Annotated in this window: 9 protein-coding genes; 6 read left to right on the forward strand and 3 right to left on the reverse strand. The window is 68.5% G+C overall.

The annotated features are described in order from the left end of the window. The first annotated feature begins 36 nt into the window (after positions 1 to 36). Positions 37 to 2,448: a cation:proton antiporter gene (locus HUA76_RS45500; protein WP_217440067.1), complete on the forward strand. Its 2,412-nt coding sequence runs from the start codon at positions 37 to 39 to the stop codon at positions 2,446 to 2,448. 19 nt (positions 2,449 to 2,467) lie between these two features. Here the strand turns inward: HUA76_RS45500 and HUA76_RS23410 are convergent, their stop codons facing one another. Continuing rightward, the gene (locus HUA76_RS23410; protein ID WP_141646335.1) at positions 2,468 to 3,526 is read right to left on the reverse strand and encodes a patatin-like phospholipase family protein; all 1,059 of its coding nucleotides are present in this window, start codon (positions 3,524 to 3,526) and stop codon (positions 2,468 to 2,470) included. 108 nt (positions 3,527 to 3,634) lie between these two features. Here HUA76_RS23410 and HUA76_RS23415 point away from each other — a divergent pair, with 108 nt between their 5' ends. Continuing rightward, positions 3,635 to 5,302, forward strand: coding sequence for an amidase (locus HUA76_RS23415; RefSeq protein WP_174462114.1), 1,668 nt, complete (start codon positions 3,635 to 3,637; stop codon positions 5,300 to 5,302). Between the two features lie 13 nt (positions 5,303 to 5,315). Here the strand turns inward: HUA76_RS23415 and HUA76_RS23420 are convergent, their stop codons facing one another. After that, complete coding sequence (locus tag HUA76_RS23420; protein WP_141646334.1) at positions 5,316 to 5,687, reverse strand: DUF1330 domain-containing protein; 372 nt, start codon at positions 5,685 to 5,687, stop codon at positions 5,316 to 5,318. A gap of 264 nt (positions 5,688 to 5,951) precedes the next feature. Next, entirely contained in the window at positions 5,952 to 6,659 is a 708-nt protein-coding gene (locus HUA76_RS23425) for a 2OG-Fe(II) oxygenase (protein ID WP_174462115.1), read from the reverse strand. A 110-nt stretch (positions 6,660 to 6,769) separates the two neighbouring features. On the opposite strand from HUA76_RS23425, the gene HUA76_RS23430 reads away from it, so the two are divergent. The 4 genes from HUA76_RS23430 (at position 6,770) to HUA76_RS23445 (ending at position 16,826) form a co-directional block, all read left to right on the forward strand. Next, positions 6,770 to 7,825 carry a methyltransferase gene (locus HUA76_RS23430; protein WP_254614420.1) on the forward strand — a complete coding sequence of 352 codons (1,056 nt, stop codon included), beginning with the start codon at positions 6,770 to 6,772 and terminating at the stop codon, positions 7,823 to 7,825. Positions 7,826 to 8,054: 229 nt separating this feature from the next. Further along, a complete protein-coding gene (locus HUA76_RS23435) occupies positions 8,055 to 8,879 on the forward strand; it encodes a hypothetical protein (RefSeq protein WP_174455358.1) in 825 nt (274 codons plus the stop codon). A 126-nt stretch (positions 8,880 to 9,005) separates the two neighbouring features. Further along, complete coding sequence (locus HUA76_RS23440) at positions 9,006 to 11,165, forward strand: flotillin family protein (RefSeq protein ID WP_174462116.1); 2,160 nt, start codon at positions 9,006 to 9,008, stop codon at positions 11,163 to 11,165. Positions 11,166 to 11,312: 147 nt separating this feature from the next. After that, complete coding sequence (locus HUA76_RS23445; RefSeq protein WP_174462117.1) at positions 11,313 to 16,826, forward strand: DNA repair ATPase; 5,514 nt, start codon at positions 11,313 to 11,315, stop codon at positions 16,824 to 16,826. Positions 16,827 to 16,872: the final 46 nt, after the last annotated feature.

Here is a 16,872-nt window from a genome sequence, read left to right on the forward strand (position 1 = left end):
TCCCGTGTGGCTCGACCGGGCCGCCGCCTCCCGTCCATGTTCCCACTCGCCTCGGCCGCGCCGCCGTTCCTGCAAGAGATTGTCATCCTGATCGCCGCGGGCGCGGTGATGGCCTACGTGGGCCATCGCTTCAGGCTGGTGCCCATCGTCGGCTTCCTCCTCGCGGGCGCGCTGATTGGACCCAACTCCCTGGCCCTGGTGAAGGACCTGGAGCTGGTGAACTCCGCCGCTGAACTCGGCGTCATCCTCCTGCTGTTCAGCATCGGCCTGGAGTTCAGCCTGGAGAAGCTGGCCCGGCTCAAGCTGCTCCTCTTCGGCGGCGGAGGGCTCCAGGTGGGGCTGGCGTCCGTGGGGATGATGGGCTTGCTCATGCTGTTCGGCGTGGCGTGGCGGCCCGCGCTGTTCACCGGCTTCCTCGTCGCGCTGTCCTCCACCGCCATCGTCCTCAAGCTGCTCGGAGACAGGGGAGGGACCTCGTCCGACGTGGGGCAGGTGTCCCTGGGGCTGCTCATCTTCCAGGACCTCGCCGTGGTGATGATGGTGCTGCTCGTCCCCATCCTGGCGGGGAAGGGCGACTCACCGCTCCACTTCGTGTGGGCCTTCGCCAAGGCGCTCGGCATCATCGTCGCGGTGCTGGTGGTGGCGCGGCGGCTGATGCCCCGGCTGCTGGAGGTGGTGGCGCGCACGTGCTCACCGGAGCTGTTCCTGCTCACCGTCATCGCGGTGTGTTTCGGCACGGCGTTCCTCACCAGCCTCGCGGGCGTGAGCGTGTCCCTGGGCGCCTTCCTCGCGGGACTGGTCGTCAGCGAGAGCCGCTTCAGCGAGCACGCCTTCGGAGAAATCCTTCCGCTCCAGATTCTCTTCAGTGCGACGTTCTTCGTCTCCGTCGGCATGTTGCTGGACGTGGGCTTCCTCGTGGCGCACCTGCCCGTGGTGTTGCTGGCCATCGTCGCGGTGCTCGTCGTGAAGGCCGTGACGACGGCCATCAGCGTGCTGGCGCTCGGCTATCGCCCGCCGGTGGCGGTGGAGAGCGCGCTGCTCCTGGCTCAAGTGGGGGAGTTCTCCTTCGTGCTGGAGCGCAGCGGACGGCGCCTGGGGTTGTTTCCCGCGGGCCTCCCCGAGGGCTCCCAGGCGTTCATCGCGGCCACGGTGATGTTGATGGTGCTCACTCCGCTGCTGTCCCGGCTGGGCATCTGGGCGGGTGGACGCCTCACCCGCAGAGGTCACAACGCGATGGCGCAGGAGGGCCCTTCCACGGACGAGTCCGAAGCCCTCGCAGCCGAGTCCTTCGCCCGCTTCGAGAACCACGTCATCGTCGCCGGCTACGGAGATGGCGCGCGCCGACTCACGCGCGTGCTGCGCGGCTCGGGCATTCCGTTCCTGGTGGCCACCTTGAGTCCCCAGGGCGCGAATGAAGCGGAGGCCGAGGGCATGGCGGTGCTTCGCGGCGACTATGCGCGTCAGCGCACGCTGCGCGTGGCAGGCGTCCAACGCGCGAAGCTGTTGATGGTCGTCGACGACGAGGTCGCCATGGCCCACCGCGTGGTGGCGGTGGCGCGGATGGAGAATCCGACGCTGCGACTGGTGGCTCGCGTGCGCACGGTCGCGGACGTGGAGCCGATGAACGAGGCTGGCGCGGACGTCGTCGTGTGCGAGGAGCTGGAGAGTCTGGTCGCCGTGCTGACCTCGCTCCTCGAGGACTATCAACAGTCCCCCGAGGAGATCGAGGACCATGAGGACGCCGTGCGGCGCTCCGGCTACGCGGCGCTGCGACTGGCGGGCTCGCTGGAGAAGCCGCTGCTCGTCTGCGCCCTGGAAGAAGACTGCCTGGGCTCTCGCCGCGTGACGGTCCGCCCGGGTGCGCCCATCGTCGGACAGACGGTGGAGGCGCTGGTCCAGCGAGCCGGTGGGGCACTCAAGGTCCTGGAGCTGCGAAGGGAAGGGGTTCCGCTGTCGCGAGTGGAGCCGCACACGCGGTTCGAGGTCGGTGACGAACTCGTCCTCAAGGGCTCGGTCACGGCCTTCGAGCGCGGCGCGGAGTTGTTCCGCTCACCGCCTCCCGAAGGACTCGAGGTGGAGGCCGGGCCACCGGAGAACGTCGCGCCCCGCACGGCGGCGGAGCTCATCGACACGCAGGCCACCATCGAGTTCCATCCGAGCGCGGGCACGGGGCCTTGTGCCCACCTGGACCAGCTCCGTCCCGTGCGGCCCCGGACGCGCGGGTGCGAGGAGTGTCTCAAGCTCCATGACACCTGGGTCCACCTGCGGCTGTGCATGACGTGCGGCCACGTGGGCTGCTGCGACGACTCCAAGAACAAGCACGCGACGGGGCACTTCCACGAGACGACCCATCCCCTCATCCGTTCGCTGGAGCCCGGTGAGAGCTGGGGCTGGTGCTATCTCGACGAGGTCCAGCTCGAAAGCGAGCCCGCGCCGGCAGGGAGGTGAGCGCCGCGCGGCTCCAGGCTCAGAGCGGCCTCACGTGCTCGGCGAGTCGCCCCGTGGCGATGAGCTCCTGGAGTTCGTCTCCCATCCGCTCGCTCTCGGAGACCACCTGGTTCCAGGCGCGGATTCGCGCGGTGTCGGTCATCCGCTCGAAGTCGACGCGGTCCGGAATCTTTCCACCGGGCAGCCTCGCCACCAACTCGGGGGAAGGGGAGATGAGCAGCGCCCTGCGGAAGTTCTCCGGCCGCGCCCGTCGCCAGCGCAGGGCCTTGTCGAACCAGCCGGGCACCACATACGGATAGAAGTGCGGGTACAGCACCAGTCCCTCACCAGGACCGAAGTCCAGGTCCAGGTGGTAGTCGATGACGCCACCATCCCGGTACACCCCTGGATGCGCACCGGGGATGCGCACGCCGCTCAACACGAGCGGAATCGAGCCCGAGGCGATGAGCGCCGGCTTCAGGTTCTCCGCCGTCAGGGGCAGGTGGACGGACGGCAAATCCTTCTGTCCCGCGAAGGGCGTCGTGTCGCCGGCCGTGTCGAAGATGACGCGGCGCAAGTGGAGGCTCAGGCTCTTGCGGCTCACCACATTGCCCATCGCGCACAGCGCCAGGCCCAGGAGCTGGACGCGCGGATGCTCGACACCCAGGGGACCCCGACACAGCGCGGTGACGATGTGCAGCCGCGCCCACGGATGGTGGAGGATTTCCTTCAGACCATCGTCTCCGAGGAGCGCATCGAGGATCCGCTCGCTCGTCTCGCTCACCAGGGAGGGCGAAGGCTTCGGCGGATAGCGCTGGTCGATGTACGCAGCCTCGAAGCGCCGCAGCGCGGACACCGGGTCGTTCTGGGCCAGACACGCGAGTCGCCAACTGCCGATGGAGCTGCCAATCAAGTGCAGGGGGCGGGTGCGTCCCTTGAAGAGCTCGCCGAACAGGGCGCGGTCCAGCCCGGCCAGCACCAACCACTTGGGGCCACCGGAGGCTCCAGGCACCACATCCACGTCGTCACCGCGCAGCCCCCGCGCACGCAGCAGCCGCAGCGCGTCAGGTCCCGCCAGAAGCGTCAGATTCGAGGCCATGTCGGGGTTGCACCGTAACAGGAGCGGGTGGGTTGCGCGGGACTTCCGTGCTCGGGCGCGCATGGCTTGCGACAATCCATGCGCCACTGCTGTACTGCGCGCGCCCCCATGAAAAAGCCCACGCCTTCCGGACATCGCTCCTGGGAAATGAGTCGGCGCGCCTTCCTCGGTGGCTCGGCCGCTGTCACGGCCCTGGCCACGGTGGACGCCACCGCGAACCCTCGGGGGCACGCTGCTCCTTCCTCCAGTCCGTTCGAACTGGAGGAGGCCACCATCGTCGACCTCCAGGCCGGCCTGCGCGAAGGGAAGTACACCGCGCACGGCCTCACGGAGCGCTACCTGGCGCGCATCGCGGCCATGGACCGCACCGGCTCGCTGCCACTCCTGTCCGTCATCGAGCTGAATCCCGACGCGCTCGCCATCGCCCAGGCGTTGGACCTGGAGCGCAAGGAGAAGGGCGCTCGCGGTCCGCTGCATGGCATCCCCGTGCTCATCAAGGACAACATCGCGACGGCGGACCGGATGCAGACCACCGCGGGCTCGCTCGCGCTCGTCGGCGCCGTGCCCTCGCGAGATGCGTTCGTCGTCGAGCGCCTGCGCGCCGCGGGCGCTGTCATCCTCGGCAAGACAAACCTCAGCGAGTGGGCCAACTTCCGCTCCACGCGCTCCGCCAGCGGCTGGAGTGGACGCGGCGGGCAGTGCCGCAATCCGTATGCGCTGGACAGGTCGCCGTCGGGCTCCAGCTCGGGCTCGGGCGCCGCGACGGCCGCGAACCTCTGTGTCGTGTCCGTGGGCACGGAGACGGATGGCTCCATCGTGTCGCCCGCCGCGGCGTGCTCGCTCGTGGGACTCAAGCCGACGGTGGGACTCGTCAGCCGCTCGGGAATCATCCCCATCTCTCACAGTCAGGACACCGCGGGCCCGATGACGCGCACGGTGGCGGATGCCGCCGCGCTGCTCACCGTGCTCGCCGGCGTCGATGCCTCCGACGTGGCGACCGCCGCGAGCCAGGGCCGCACGGGACTGGACTACACGAAGTTCCTCGACGCCGACGGGCTGAAGGGCGCGCGCATCGGCGTCCCTCGCGAGCGCTTCTTCGGCTACCACGCCGCCACCGACGCGCTGGTGGAGCAGGCCCTGGAGGTCATGAAGTCGAAGGGCGCCATCCTCGTCGACCCAGCCTCCATCCCCAACGTGGCGAAGCTGGACGAGCCCGAGTTCGAGGTGCTGCTCCACGAGTTCAAGGCAGGCGTGGAGTCGTGGCTCGCGAGCCTGGGCGGCACGACGAAGCTGCGCACCATCGCGGACCTCATCCGCTTCAACGAGGAGCACCAGGACTCGGAGATGCCGTACTTCGGGCAGGAACTGCTGCGTCAGGCGCAGGCCCGCGGACCTCTCTCCGATGCGAAGTACCTCAAGGCGCTCGCCTCCAGTCGCAGGCTGTCACGCGCGCAGGGCATCGACGAGGTGATGCGCAAGCACCAACTGGACGCGCTCGTCGCGCCCACGCAGGCGCCTCCGGGGCTCATCGACCTGGTGAACGGCGACCACTGGCTGGGCAGCAGCTCCACCCCAGCAGCCGTCTCCGGCTACGCCACCCTCACCGTGCCCGCGGGCTACGTGCGCGGGCTGCCCGTGGGGCTGTCGTTCATCGGTCGCGCATGGAGCGAGCCCACGCTGCTCAAGCTCGCCCATGCCTACGAACAGGCCACGCGGCACCGACGTCCGCCTGGCTTCGTTCCCACCGCGGACCTGCGCCTCGTCGCCGGGCGCTGAGTCCTCGCCACGCTCAGGGCGACGCAGCCCAGGGAAGCGTCGCCTGCATCACCGCCTCGTGCAGCGCGGCCGTGCGCAGATGGCTGAAGCGCTGGTAGTCCGGGTCGTTCACCATCTCCAGGAACGCCGCGCGGCTCGGGTAGCGCACCAGCATCACCGCGTCCCAGGTCTGCCCTGGCTCCGCCACCAGCGCGGTGGAGCCGTCGCCCGCGTAGAGGGGCTGCGCGCCTGCCTTGATCATGAACGGCATGATGGCGTTCGCGTACTCCGCGAACGAGGCCCGTCCCCCCTCCTTGAACCGCACCAGGTTCATCATCACCAGCGGCCCCCCGGGGTCTTCCTGGATGAAGCGCTGAACGTCGGTGCCCTGCGGATCGACAGCCACGGTGCCTCCTGAAAATCGAATCGGTCCGCCCCCCATCGAGACGGCGTGTCATTGTCGCTCAGTCTCACCGTACGGTGAACCCGGAACAGGACAGACCCGGGAGCCCCAGAAACTGGGGCCCACGCCACCCACGGCGAGCGCGCCGCGGAAGTCAGGCTCCGTCTCGACGCGCCCGCCGCCCGCCTCACGTGGGATGCCGAAGCGATTCAGGCCCGCCGTGTCGGGTCCATCCGGAGGGCTCCACGCGGGCCGTTGAAGGCTCGTTCAGGTGTTTCCGGTGTCGGTGCGCTCGCGCTGAGCATCCAGGTAGGCGGCGAAGCCCGCCTTGGACTGGATGCGGAAGGGCGGCAGTCGCGCGAGTGCGTCGGGCGCGAAGACGTATTGCTCGCAGACGAGACTCGCGCGCTGCGAGTCGTCCCGCGCGCCGAGGAAGGGCTGCACCTCGTGCTGGAGATGTCCCTGGAAGTGCACCAGCAGCCCGGGCCGTGGCCGCACCTCGCCCACGTCGCGATTGTCATGCAGCAGGCGAAGCGCGCCGCCGCGCGCGCCCTCGGGCATCTGGAGATACAGGACGCTCACGTGTCGAGGCGTGGCCTCCGGGACGCCGCTGGGCCCCTGCAACGTCGCGTCGATGTGTCGGCCCACGCCCTTGCCCGCGTCGAGCAACAGCAGGTTCAGATAGAACGCGTTGGGCGCTGGCTGGCGCGAGCCGAACAGCCGCTCCCTCCACGGTCTCAAGCCGCGCGCGCTCTCCGGCGCCAGCACCCGCGCGAGATACGCGCGCAGGAACGGGAAGCGCGCCTCCAGGGTGCTCCTTCCTTCATGTGTGAAGATGAAGGCGAAGCCCCGACTCGCCTGGAACGTGCCCATCAGCGGGCTGCGGGCCACGAAGCGAGAGCCCAGCAGTGCGTCTCGCAGGGACTCCAGCTCCACGGGGGGGAGGGCTTGACGGTGGGTGATGTAGGGGCGCACGACAAAAGGCGGGGATTGCGAGGGAAGAGACGAAGAAGTGCTTTTACAGCCTACCTTTTAGGTTCCAGAATTGCCGTGTCTCACTCCCCCCGCGCAAGGTCCCCCCCTGCATGAGCCAGCAACCTCGTCCCGTCAACGCCGCCCCCGCCGCCCCCAGCTCACCTCCGCCCGCGGTCGTGATGACCCAGATGGTCTACGGCTTCTGGGTCTCTCGCAGCCTGCAGATCATGGCGGAGCTGGGTATCGCGGACACCATCGGTGATGAGCCGAAGAGCGTGGAGGAGCTCGCGCAGGCGAGCGGCACCCATGCTCCGGCGTTGAGACGCTTGCTCCGACTCCTGACCGGCCTGGGGGTGCTGGTCAAGGACGAGCAGAGCCAGCGTTTCGGCCTCACGGAGCTGGGCAGGATGCTTCAGAAGGACAGCCCGGGCTCGGTCTATGGCTCACTGCGCGCGCACGGCCACCTGCTGTCCTGGCAGGCGTGGGGAGACCTGGTGTCGTCGCTGAAGACGGGACAACCCTCCGTGGAGAAGTTCATGGGGGACAGCTTCTTTGGCTACATGTCCAAGCACCCCGAGGACGCGGCCATCTTCAACGGCAGCATGGCCGCGTATCAGAGTCTCAACGCTCCGGCGGTGGTGGGCGCGTATGACTTCTCCACCGTGAAGTCCGTGGTGGACGTGGGCGGTGGAACGGGCACGCTGCTGGCTCACATCCTCCAGTCCCATCCGAACCTCCGGGGCGCGCTCTTCGAGCTGCCGCACGTCAAGGCGGAGGCCACCGCGCGCCTGTCGAACCTGGGCATGGCGTCGCGCAGCGAGGTGCTGGAGGGCAACTTCTTCGAGAAGATTCCGTCGGGTTACGACATCTACATCCTGTCGCAGATCCTCCACGACTGGGACGACGAGCGCAGCCTGAAGATCCTCACCAACGTGCGCGAGGCGATGCATCCGGGCGCGAAGCTGCTCATCGTGGAGACGGTGCTGCCGGGCGACAACGTGTCGCACTTCGGAAACCTCTACGACATGGCCATGCTCGTGCTGGTGGGCGGCCAGGAGCGCACGGGGACGGAGTACACCGCGCTGTTGGAGAAGGCCGGGCTGCGCATCCATCGCGTGCTGCCGACGTACATGCCGCCCAGCGTGGTGGAGGTCGTTCCCGCCTGAGTCGCGCATTCCCACGGCCCGGCGTCGCAGCTCACGCCGGGCCCGTGCTCCCATGTCCGGGTGGGGGTGGACCCCGGACGCCCGCCGCGGCCGGGCCCTCCAGGAGTCGTGAAGCCCGGGGCTGCTTGACGATGCGGGCTTCGCTCGGAGGCTCGGCGAGCGTCCGTCCAGGAAATCGACGGGGGCGGTTTTCGGAGGGAATCAGGCTCGATTAGAGTCCCGGGCGACGATGACGCCCTTCTTCGACGCCATCCTCGCGTTCCCGACCGCGATCTTCACCACCGCCATGGGCGTGGTGCTCACATATTGGCTGTTCGTCATCATCGGGGCAGTGGGTATCGACCTGCTCGATGGCGGCCACGTCGACTTCGAATCGGGTGGAAAGGCACTGGGTGCGGCGTTCGAGGGCGGGGGCAAGGCCCTGGCCGGGACGCTGGAAGGTGGAGCGAAGGCTGCGGGCGAGGCCATCCAGGGCGGCGGCAAGGCGATGGGCGCGCACGACCACGACGCGCACGTGGACGGCGGCATCCTCTCCACGCTGGGTTTCGCGGGCATCCCGCTCACGGTGTCCGTGAGCCTCGTCTCGTTCTTCTCGTGGTTCCTGTCTCTCGTGGCGACCCCGCCCGCGCACGCGGCGCTTGGAGGCGTGCTTCCCTCGTGGTTGATCAGCAGCGCGGTGGGGCTCTTGTGCTTCGTCGCGGGGCTGGTGATTTCGGGCATCGCCGTGCGGCCGCTCAAGCCCGTCTTCGTGGCGCGCAAGGCGCCCGGGCGTGACTCGCTGATGGGCCGGGTGTGCACCATCTCCAGCGGCGGTGTCACGGACCGCAACGGCCACGCGACGTTCGAGGACGGCGAGGCGGGCTTCATCTTGAACGTGGTCTGCTCGAAGAAGAACGGGCTCAAGCGGGGAGATCCCGCGCTGGTGCTGTCGTACGACGCCCAGCGGGATGTCTACGAGGTGGAGCCCGTGGACTGGCTGTTGCCGGAAGAGATGGATCAGCTTCGCGACCCCGCTCGGGCCGCGGCGCTGGCCCGCGCGCGAGCGCGTACATGACTTGAGTCGAGGCGCGGTCCGCTCAGGGGGGCGGACCGTGTGTGGATTCGACGCCAGAGGGCTTTCGCGGGGGATCTCTGGCGCCTGATACAAGGCCCGCTGTCAATACTTCACAGGAAAAAGGCCATGGATCCCATCACCTTGGTAGCCGCCGTCGGCGGAGGCGTCATCCTCCTCACGGGCATCGTCCTCACCATCGTTCGCCTGTACCGGCAGGTGGATCAGGGCAAGGTGCTCATCGTCAACACGCTGAAGACCGAGCCGCTCGTGACCTTCACCGGCGCGGTGGTCTTCCCCATCATCAACCGGGCCGAGGTGATGGACATCGCGCTGAAGACGGTGGAGATCGACCGTCGCGGCAAGGAAGGCCTCATCTGCCAGGACAACATCCGGGCGGACATCAAGGTCACCTTCTTCGTGCGCGTGAACAAGACGCGTGAGGACGTGCTCAAGGTCGCCCAGTCCATCGGCTGCGTGCGCGCCAGCGACCAGGAGACGCTCGAGAAGCTCTTCGAGGCCAAGTTCTCCGAGGCCCTCAAGACGGTGGGCAAGAACTTCAACTTCGTGGACCTCTACACCAAGCGCGCGGAGATCAAGGACAACGTGGTGGAGGTGATTGGCCGGGACCTCAACGGCTACATGCTGGAGGACTGCGCCATCGACTATCTGGAGCAGACCCCGGTGGAGATGCTCGACAAGGACAACATCCTCGACGCCGAGGGCATCCGGAAGATCACCAAGCTGACCACCGAGCAGAACATCGTCACCAACGAGCTGCGCCAGACGGAGCGCCAGGCGGTGACGAAGCGCAACGTGGAAGCCGACCAGAGCATCTTCGAGCTGGAGCGTCAGCGTGAAGAGGCCTCCGCGAAGCAGCGGCGCGCCATCGAGACGGTGCAGGCCGAGGAGTCCGCGGAGACCGAGCGCGTGAAGCAGGAGCAGTACTCCAAGGCGCAGCTCGCTCGCATCAAGGCGGAGCAGGAGATCCTCGTCCAGGAGCAGAACAAGTCGCGCGACGTGGAAGTGGCCCAGAAGCACCGCGAGCGCGAAGTGGGAGTCGAGGCGGAGAACGTGGAGCGCGCCCGCTCGCTGGCGGCCATCAGCCGGGAGCGTGAGACGGAGCTGGAGCGCATCGACAAGGAGAAGGCGCTCGAGGAGCAGAAGAAGAACATCGCCGACGTGGTGCGCGCTCGCATCGCCGTGGAGAAGACGGTGGCGCAGGAGGAGGAGCGCATCAAGGACCTGCGCGTGGAGTCAGACGCCCTTCGCAAGAAGCAGGCGATCATCATCAACGCCGAGGCCCAGGCGCAGGAGAAGACCGTCAAGGACGTGAACGCCGCCAAGGCCAACAGCGAGATGGCGGTGTTCATGGCGAAGGAGAAGCTCACCCTCGCCGAGGCGGACCTCGAGGCCGCCGACAAGACGGCGAAGGCGAAGATGCGCCTGGCCGACGGTATCCAGGCCGAGTCCGCCGCCGAGGGCCTGGCGGGCATCCGCGTGAAGGAAGCCGACGCCGCGGCCACGGAGAAGCTGGGCATGGCGCAGGTGCGCGTGAAGGAGGCGGAGGCCGGCGCGATCGAGAAGCAGGGCCACGCGCAGGCGCAGGTCGTCCGTGAGCGGCTGCTGGCGGAGGCCGCGGGTGAGCAGGAGAAGGGAATTGCCCGGGCTCGCGTGCAGGAGGCCGAGGCGGTGGCCATCCACAAGCGCGGCGAGGCGGAGGCGTTCGCCACGAAGGAGATGCAGCTCGCCGAGGCCTCGTCCATCCAGGAGAAGCTGTTCGCCGAGGCCCGGGGCCTCGCGGAGAAGGCGGCGTCCATGAAGTTGATGGACGGCGTGGGCCGCGAGCACGAGGAGTTCCGCCTCAAGCTCAACAAGGAGCGCGACATCGAGCTGGAGACGATCCGCGTGCGCAAGGACATCGCCCATGCCCAGGCCGAGGTGCTGGCCAAGGCGTTCGCCAACGCGAAGTTCAACATCGTCGGTGGCGACGGCCAGTTCTTCGAGCGCTTCGTCAAGGCGGTGTCGTTCGGCACCGCGGTGGACGGCGCGTTGGACCACGGCGAGGCCCTGAAGACGGCGCTGGGGGGCTACCTCAACGGCCAGAAGGACCTGCCGGCGGACCTCAAGGAGATCCTCTCCAAGCCGGGTCTGAGCAATGACGCGCAGAACCTGGCGGTGGCGGCGCTGCTGCACCGCATGACGCCCGGCCCGACGGACCCGGCGGCGAACCTGAAGGCGCTCTTGGGCGCCGAGGGCAAGCCGTCCGCCTCCGACAAGCAGGGCTGATTCGGGCAGCAGAAGGGTCCGCCCTCGCCGAGCGCGAGGGCGGGCATGGCGTCACGACGACCTCGCCCCCAAGCCTTCCGGGGTGGCGTCCTTCCCATCCGGGCGGGACGGGGGCGGGGTCCCCGCGAAACTTTCCGGTGAGCACTCATGGCAACTGACGGTGGCAAGGGCGCGGCGCCCACGGGCGAGGCGGCGCTTGAGGGGGGCAGCTACGAGGTCATCCGGACGCGCCTGCTGGCACAGGCGGACGTGCTGGGCGCGAAGGCGAACGACCTCAATGCGCGGCGCAAGGCGTTCTTCGGCGGCTCGGAGCTGGCGGTCACCGGCAACGAGAGGGTGCGCACCGAGAACAACTGCGTGGCGCGCGACATCGTCAGCGTCGGCAAGTACCTGCTCTTTGGCTACAACGTCTTCATCGGGTTGAAGAAGGAGACGTCCGTCGCGGATGTCTTCTCGCTGCACCGGTTCGAGAAGACGGCCGACGGGTTTGATTTGTCCGCCGTGCCCCACACGGAAGCCGGCGGGTTCCTGGCCGACCCGCGCTTCGTCAAGGACTTCAGCGAGCTGTACCGGTACTACAAGGACGCGAAGCTCCTGCAGCTGAGGCGCAAGGACGCGCGGCTCCTGGCCATCTTCCAGACGGGCCAGACGGCGCGAGACCTCAAGGTGTTCCGCTTCAACCTGGACACCGAGGGCCGCGCCACCTACCTGGACAACCAGGGCGAGAAGGACCACGTCTTCCCCCCGTCCCACGACTTCGAGTGGACGGTGGCCACGCGCGAGAACTACGTGCTGGGCCAGCACCCGCACGTCAACGTGTTGGATCAGGTGTTCGTGGAGACGGTGAAGGGCGACCTCACCGTCAAGGTGGAGAACAACACCTCGTCCGGCCTGGGCATCTACAGCGAGCCGGTGGAGGACGCGAACCAGTCGCTGGACGACGCGCGGTTCGCCTGGGCCCGGGTGGGGACGCTCATCCTCATCCGGGTGCTGCCCTTCCGCGAGAAGGCCTGGCGCTACCTGGTGTTCAACTCGCGCACGCAGCACGTGGTGCGAATCGACGCCATCGGTCAGGCCTGCATCCGACTGCCCGAGGACCAGGGCATCATCTTCCCCGGGGGCTATTACCTCCAGACGGGCGACTACAAGGTCTTCGACGGTGACGCCACCGGCTCGGGGATGGAGTTCAAGCACGTCATCCGCTCGCCCAACGGCGAAGACGTCCTCTACATCTTCCACCAGCGCGAGGAGGGCCGGTACCTGCTCTTCCCGTACAACCTGGTGCGCAAGGAGGTGCAGAACCCGCTGGTGTGCAATGGCTACAGCCTCTTCGCGGACGGCGGGCTGGTGGTGTTCCGCGAGACGTCGCAGGAGCCCACGCGTGTTCACCCGATGCAGGTGTGGCAGACGCCCTTCGTGTCGGATGAGCACGCGGCGGCGGCACCCACGGCGCCCGGCTATCTGGGCAAGGTGGGCAACGCGGAGCTGGTGCGAGGCATCTCCGACTCGCTGACGCTCCAGCGCATCGCGAAGACGGACAAGCCCAACCGCCGCACGTACGAGGACCTGGTCGCCGCCGCCACGCGCGCGCTGGATGCGTACTACTGGCTGGGCCACGCGGAGACGGGCCTGCAGGAGCCCGTGGAGCTGTTGCGCCGCACGTCCGAGCTCATCATCGATGAGTTCGAGAAGGTGCTCGCCCTCCAGAAGCGCGCGTCCGAGTCGCTGGCCGAGGCGGAGAAGGCGCAGACGAAGTTGCTGGGACGCGTGCAGCCGGAGCTGCTCACCTCGGCCGAGGAGTTCATGCACGTGCTGGCGGAGTTGCGTCAGCAGCGCGGGCACCTCATCACGCTGAAGGACATCCGCTACATGGACCTGGGGCGCGTGGATGCCCTGGAGAAGGCGGTGGTGGAGGCGTCCGACAACACCAGCTCCGGCTGCGTGGACTTCCTCCAGAAGGGAGAGGCGCTTCAGCCCCTGGCCGCGCGCCTGGACGAACTGCTCGCGAAGCTGGAGCCGGTGAAGACGACGGTGGAGCTGGCGCCGCTGGGCGAGGACATCGAGAAGACGGCCCAGGGCCTCACGGTCCTGGGTGAAGTCGTGGGTGGGCTCCAGGTGGGAGACCCGCTGGCCCGCGCCCGCATCCTGGAGGGCATCTCCGAGCTGTTCGGCCGGCTCAACCGCGTGCGCGCGAGCCTCGCGGCCAAGCGCAAGGAGCTGTCCAGCCGGGAGAAGCGCGCGGAGTTCGGCGCCCAGTTCAAGCTGCTGGGGCAGGCCATCGAGAACGCGCTGGCCCAGGCGGACCTGCCGGAGAAGTGCGACGAGGGGCTGTCGCGTCTCACGGTGCAGTTGGAGGAGCTGGAAGGGCGCTTCGGTGAGTTCGACGAGTTCCTGGGGCAGATCACCCAGAAGCGCGAGGAGCTGCTGGAGGCGTTCGGCGCTCGCAAGCAGACGCTGGTGGATGAGCGGCAGCGCCGGGCCCAGAGCCTCTTCGGCGCCGCGGAGCGAATCCTCCAGGGCGTGCAGCGCCGCTCCAAGTCGTTCAAGTCGGACGACGAGCTCAACGGGTACTTCGCCACCGACGCGATGATCCTCAAGCTGCGGCAGCTCTCCGAGCAGCTCCTGGGACTCCAGGACAGCGTGCGCTCGGACGAGGTGCTGTCGCGGCTCAAGTCCTCCAAGCAGGACGCGCTGCGGGCCCTGCGCGACAAGCAGGACCTGTTCGCGGACGGCGATTCGCTCATCAAGCTGGGCACCTACCGCTTCAACGTCAACACGCAGCCGTTGGACCTGACGTTGGTTCCGAGAGACGGCGCGCTCTATCTCCAGCTCACCGGCTCCGACTACGCGCAGAAGTTGGAAGACCCGGAGCTGCTCAAGCACCAGGGCCTCTGGGAGCAGCACCTGGTCTCCGAGACGCGGGACGTGTACCGCGTGGAGTACCTGGCCTCCTGCATCCTCTCCGACGCGGAGGACGGCAAGGGCGGGCTGACGCTGTCCGCGCTGCATGAGGCGGTGATCGCCGGCACGCTGCTGGAGCGGGTGCGCACCTACGCGGCGGACCGCTTCGATGAAGGCTACGAGCGCGGCGTGCATGACGTGGACGCGGCGGCGGTGCTGGAGAAGCTGCTGACGCTGCACCAGGGCGCGGGCCTCTTGCGCTTCGCGCCGGTGCCTCGCGCGTGGGCCTCGCTGTATTGGGCCTTCGACTCCGACGAGGGCGCGCGGACGCTGTTGCACCGTCGGGCGCGGAGCCTCGCTCGGCTGCGTCAGACGTTCTCCTCGGTCGGAAGCCTGTCCGAGCTGGGGCTCGCGTTGGGGGAGGCCGTGGAGGCGTTCCTCAAGGCGCAGGGGCTTGCGCACTCGCCTGCGGAGGCTCGTCAGGCGGGACGTTACCTCGTGGAGGAGCTGGCGGTGGATCGCCCTCGCTTCACCACGAGCGGCGAGGCGGTGGTGCTGCGGGACGCGTTCCTGGCGCAGTTGGAGCGTCAGGGCACCCGGACCGCCTTCGAGGAGGATCTGCGCGGACTGGAGAAGGACCTGTCCTCGCGGCTGCTCATCGCCAAGGCGTGGGTGGAGGCGTATCTGGCCCAGCGCGACGGGGGCCCCGGTGACGCGGGCTACTTCGCATTGGAGACGGCGGTGCTGCTGCTCACCGAGCGCAAGTTGGACCGCGAGCCCGCGGGCGCTCTGACGGCGGCCGAGGTGACGGGGCTTCTGGGCAGTCACCCGCGCGTGCACGACCGGAAGCTGTCCTTGCGCCTGGACGAGTTCCTGGCGCGGCTGGGCGAGTTCCGTCAGCTCCGCGTGCCGCAATACCAGACGTACCGTGGACTGCTGCGGGACTTGCTGGAGCGCGAGCGCCGCAAGCTGCGCCTGGAGGAGCTGACGCCGAAGGTGCTGTCGTCGTTCGTGCGCAACCGCCTCATCGACGAGGTGTACCTGCCGCTCATCGGCGCCAACCTCGCCAAGCAGCTCGGCGCGGCGGGCGAGGGCAAGCGCACGGACCGCATGGGCATGCTGCTGCTCATGTCTCCGCCGGGCTACGGCAAGACGACGTTGATGGAGTACGTGGCGAGCCGGCTGGGCCTCACCTTCGTCAAGGTGAACGGCCCCGCGCTGGGCCACTCGGTGAAGTCGTTGGACCCGGCGGAGGCGCCCAACGCCACGTCGCGGCAGGAGGTCGAGCGCATCAACCTGTCCTTCGAGATGGGCAACAACGTGATGCTCTACCTCGACGACATCCAGCACACGGACCCGGAGCTGCTCCAGAAGTTCATCTCGCTCTGCGACGGCCAGCGCCGCGTGGAGGGCGTGTGGAACGGCCGGACGCGCACCTATGACTTGCGCGGCAAGAAGTTCTGCGTGGTCATGGCCGGCAATCCCTACACGGAGACGGGGGAGCGCTTCCGCATTCCGGACATGCTCGCCAACCGCGCGGACACCTACAACCTGGGTGAGATTCTCGACGGCAAGGAGCACCTGTTCGCGCTGAGCTATCTGGAGAACGCGCTGACCTCCAACCCGGTGACGGCGCCGCTGGCCACTCGCGACGCGGCGGACACGCACCGACTGCTTCGCATGGCGCAGGGCGAGGAGGTGCCCGCGGGCGAGCTGAAGCACGGCTACGCGGCGGCGGAGCTGCAGGAGATCATCGCCATCTTCCAGCGGATGTTCCGGGTGCAGTCGGTGCTGCTGAAGGTGAACATGCAGTACATCGCCTCGGCGGCGCAGGACGAGCGCTTCCGCGCGGAGCCCGCCTTCAAGCTCCAGGGCTCCTACCGCAACATGAACAAGCTGTCGGAGAAGCTGGTCGCGGCCATGACGGACGCGGAGTTGGAGCGGCTCGTCGACGACCACTACCAGGGCGAATCCCAGACGCTCACCACGGCGGCGGAGCAGAACCTGCTCAAGCTGGCGGAGATGCGTGGCCGCCTGACGCCGGAGAAGGCGAAGCGGTGGGAGGACATCAAGCAGGGCTTCGCGCGCGTCAAGCGCATGGGGGGCAAGGAGGACGACCCCGTGGCGCGCGTCACCGGTCAGCTCAGTGGAATCGAAGAGCAGCTCGGCGCGGTGCGCGATGCGGTGGCGAACGCGGCCACCCAGGTGCAGCAGGCCTCCGCGGACCGGAACGAGGACCCGACGGCCGAGGCGCTGCCCTACCTGGAGGCCCTGCGCGACGCGGTGCTGGAAGTGGCGAAGGTGGGACGCGAGGCGAAGGACAGTCCGCCGCCTCTGCCGGTGGCCGCGCCCGCGCCGGCGACGGACCTGGCGCCATACCTCAAGCACATGGCGCAGCTCCTCAAGGCGCTGACTGAACGGGTGGCGACGTCCGCCCAGGCGCCCGTGGTGCAGCAGGCTCCGGCCCAGGACTTCGGGCCGTACATGGAGCAGCTCTCCAGGGCGCTCTCCGCGCTCGCGGACCGACCGGTGAACGTGTCCGCGCAGATGCCGGCGGAGGCGCTCCAGCGGGCCGCCGTGGCAGGGCCGTCTCCGGCGGAGCTGAGCCGGCAGATAGAGCTGGTGGAGGGCGTGCTGCTGCCTCTGGAGCGGGCTTCCCGTCGCGCCGTGCAGGGCGAGGGTGAGAACGTCAAGTCGCTCCAGGTCTGGCAGAACGTCACCGAGGCGCTGGAGCTGCTGCGCTCCATGCTGCGTCGGTAGTCGCTCGGAGCTTTCGCGGCCGGGGCTCGATGGTGTGTCGAGCCTC

The sequence above is a fragment of the Myxococcus sp. CA056 genome, assembly GCF_013336715.1.
Lineage (GTDB): Bacteria > Myxococcota > Myxococcia > Myxococcales > Myxococcaceae > Myxococcus > Myxococcus llanfairpwllgwyngyllgogerychwyrndrobwllllantysiliogogogochensis.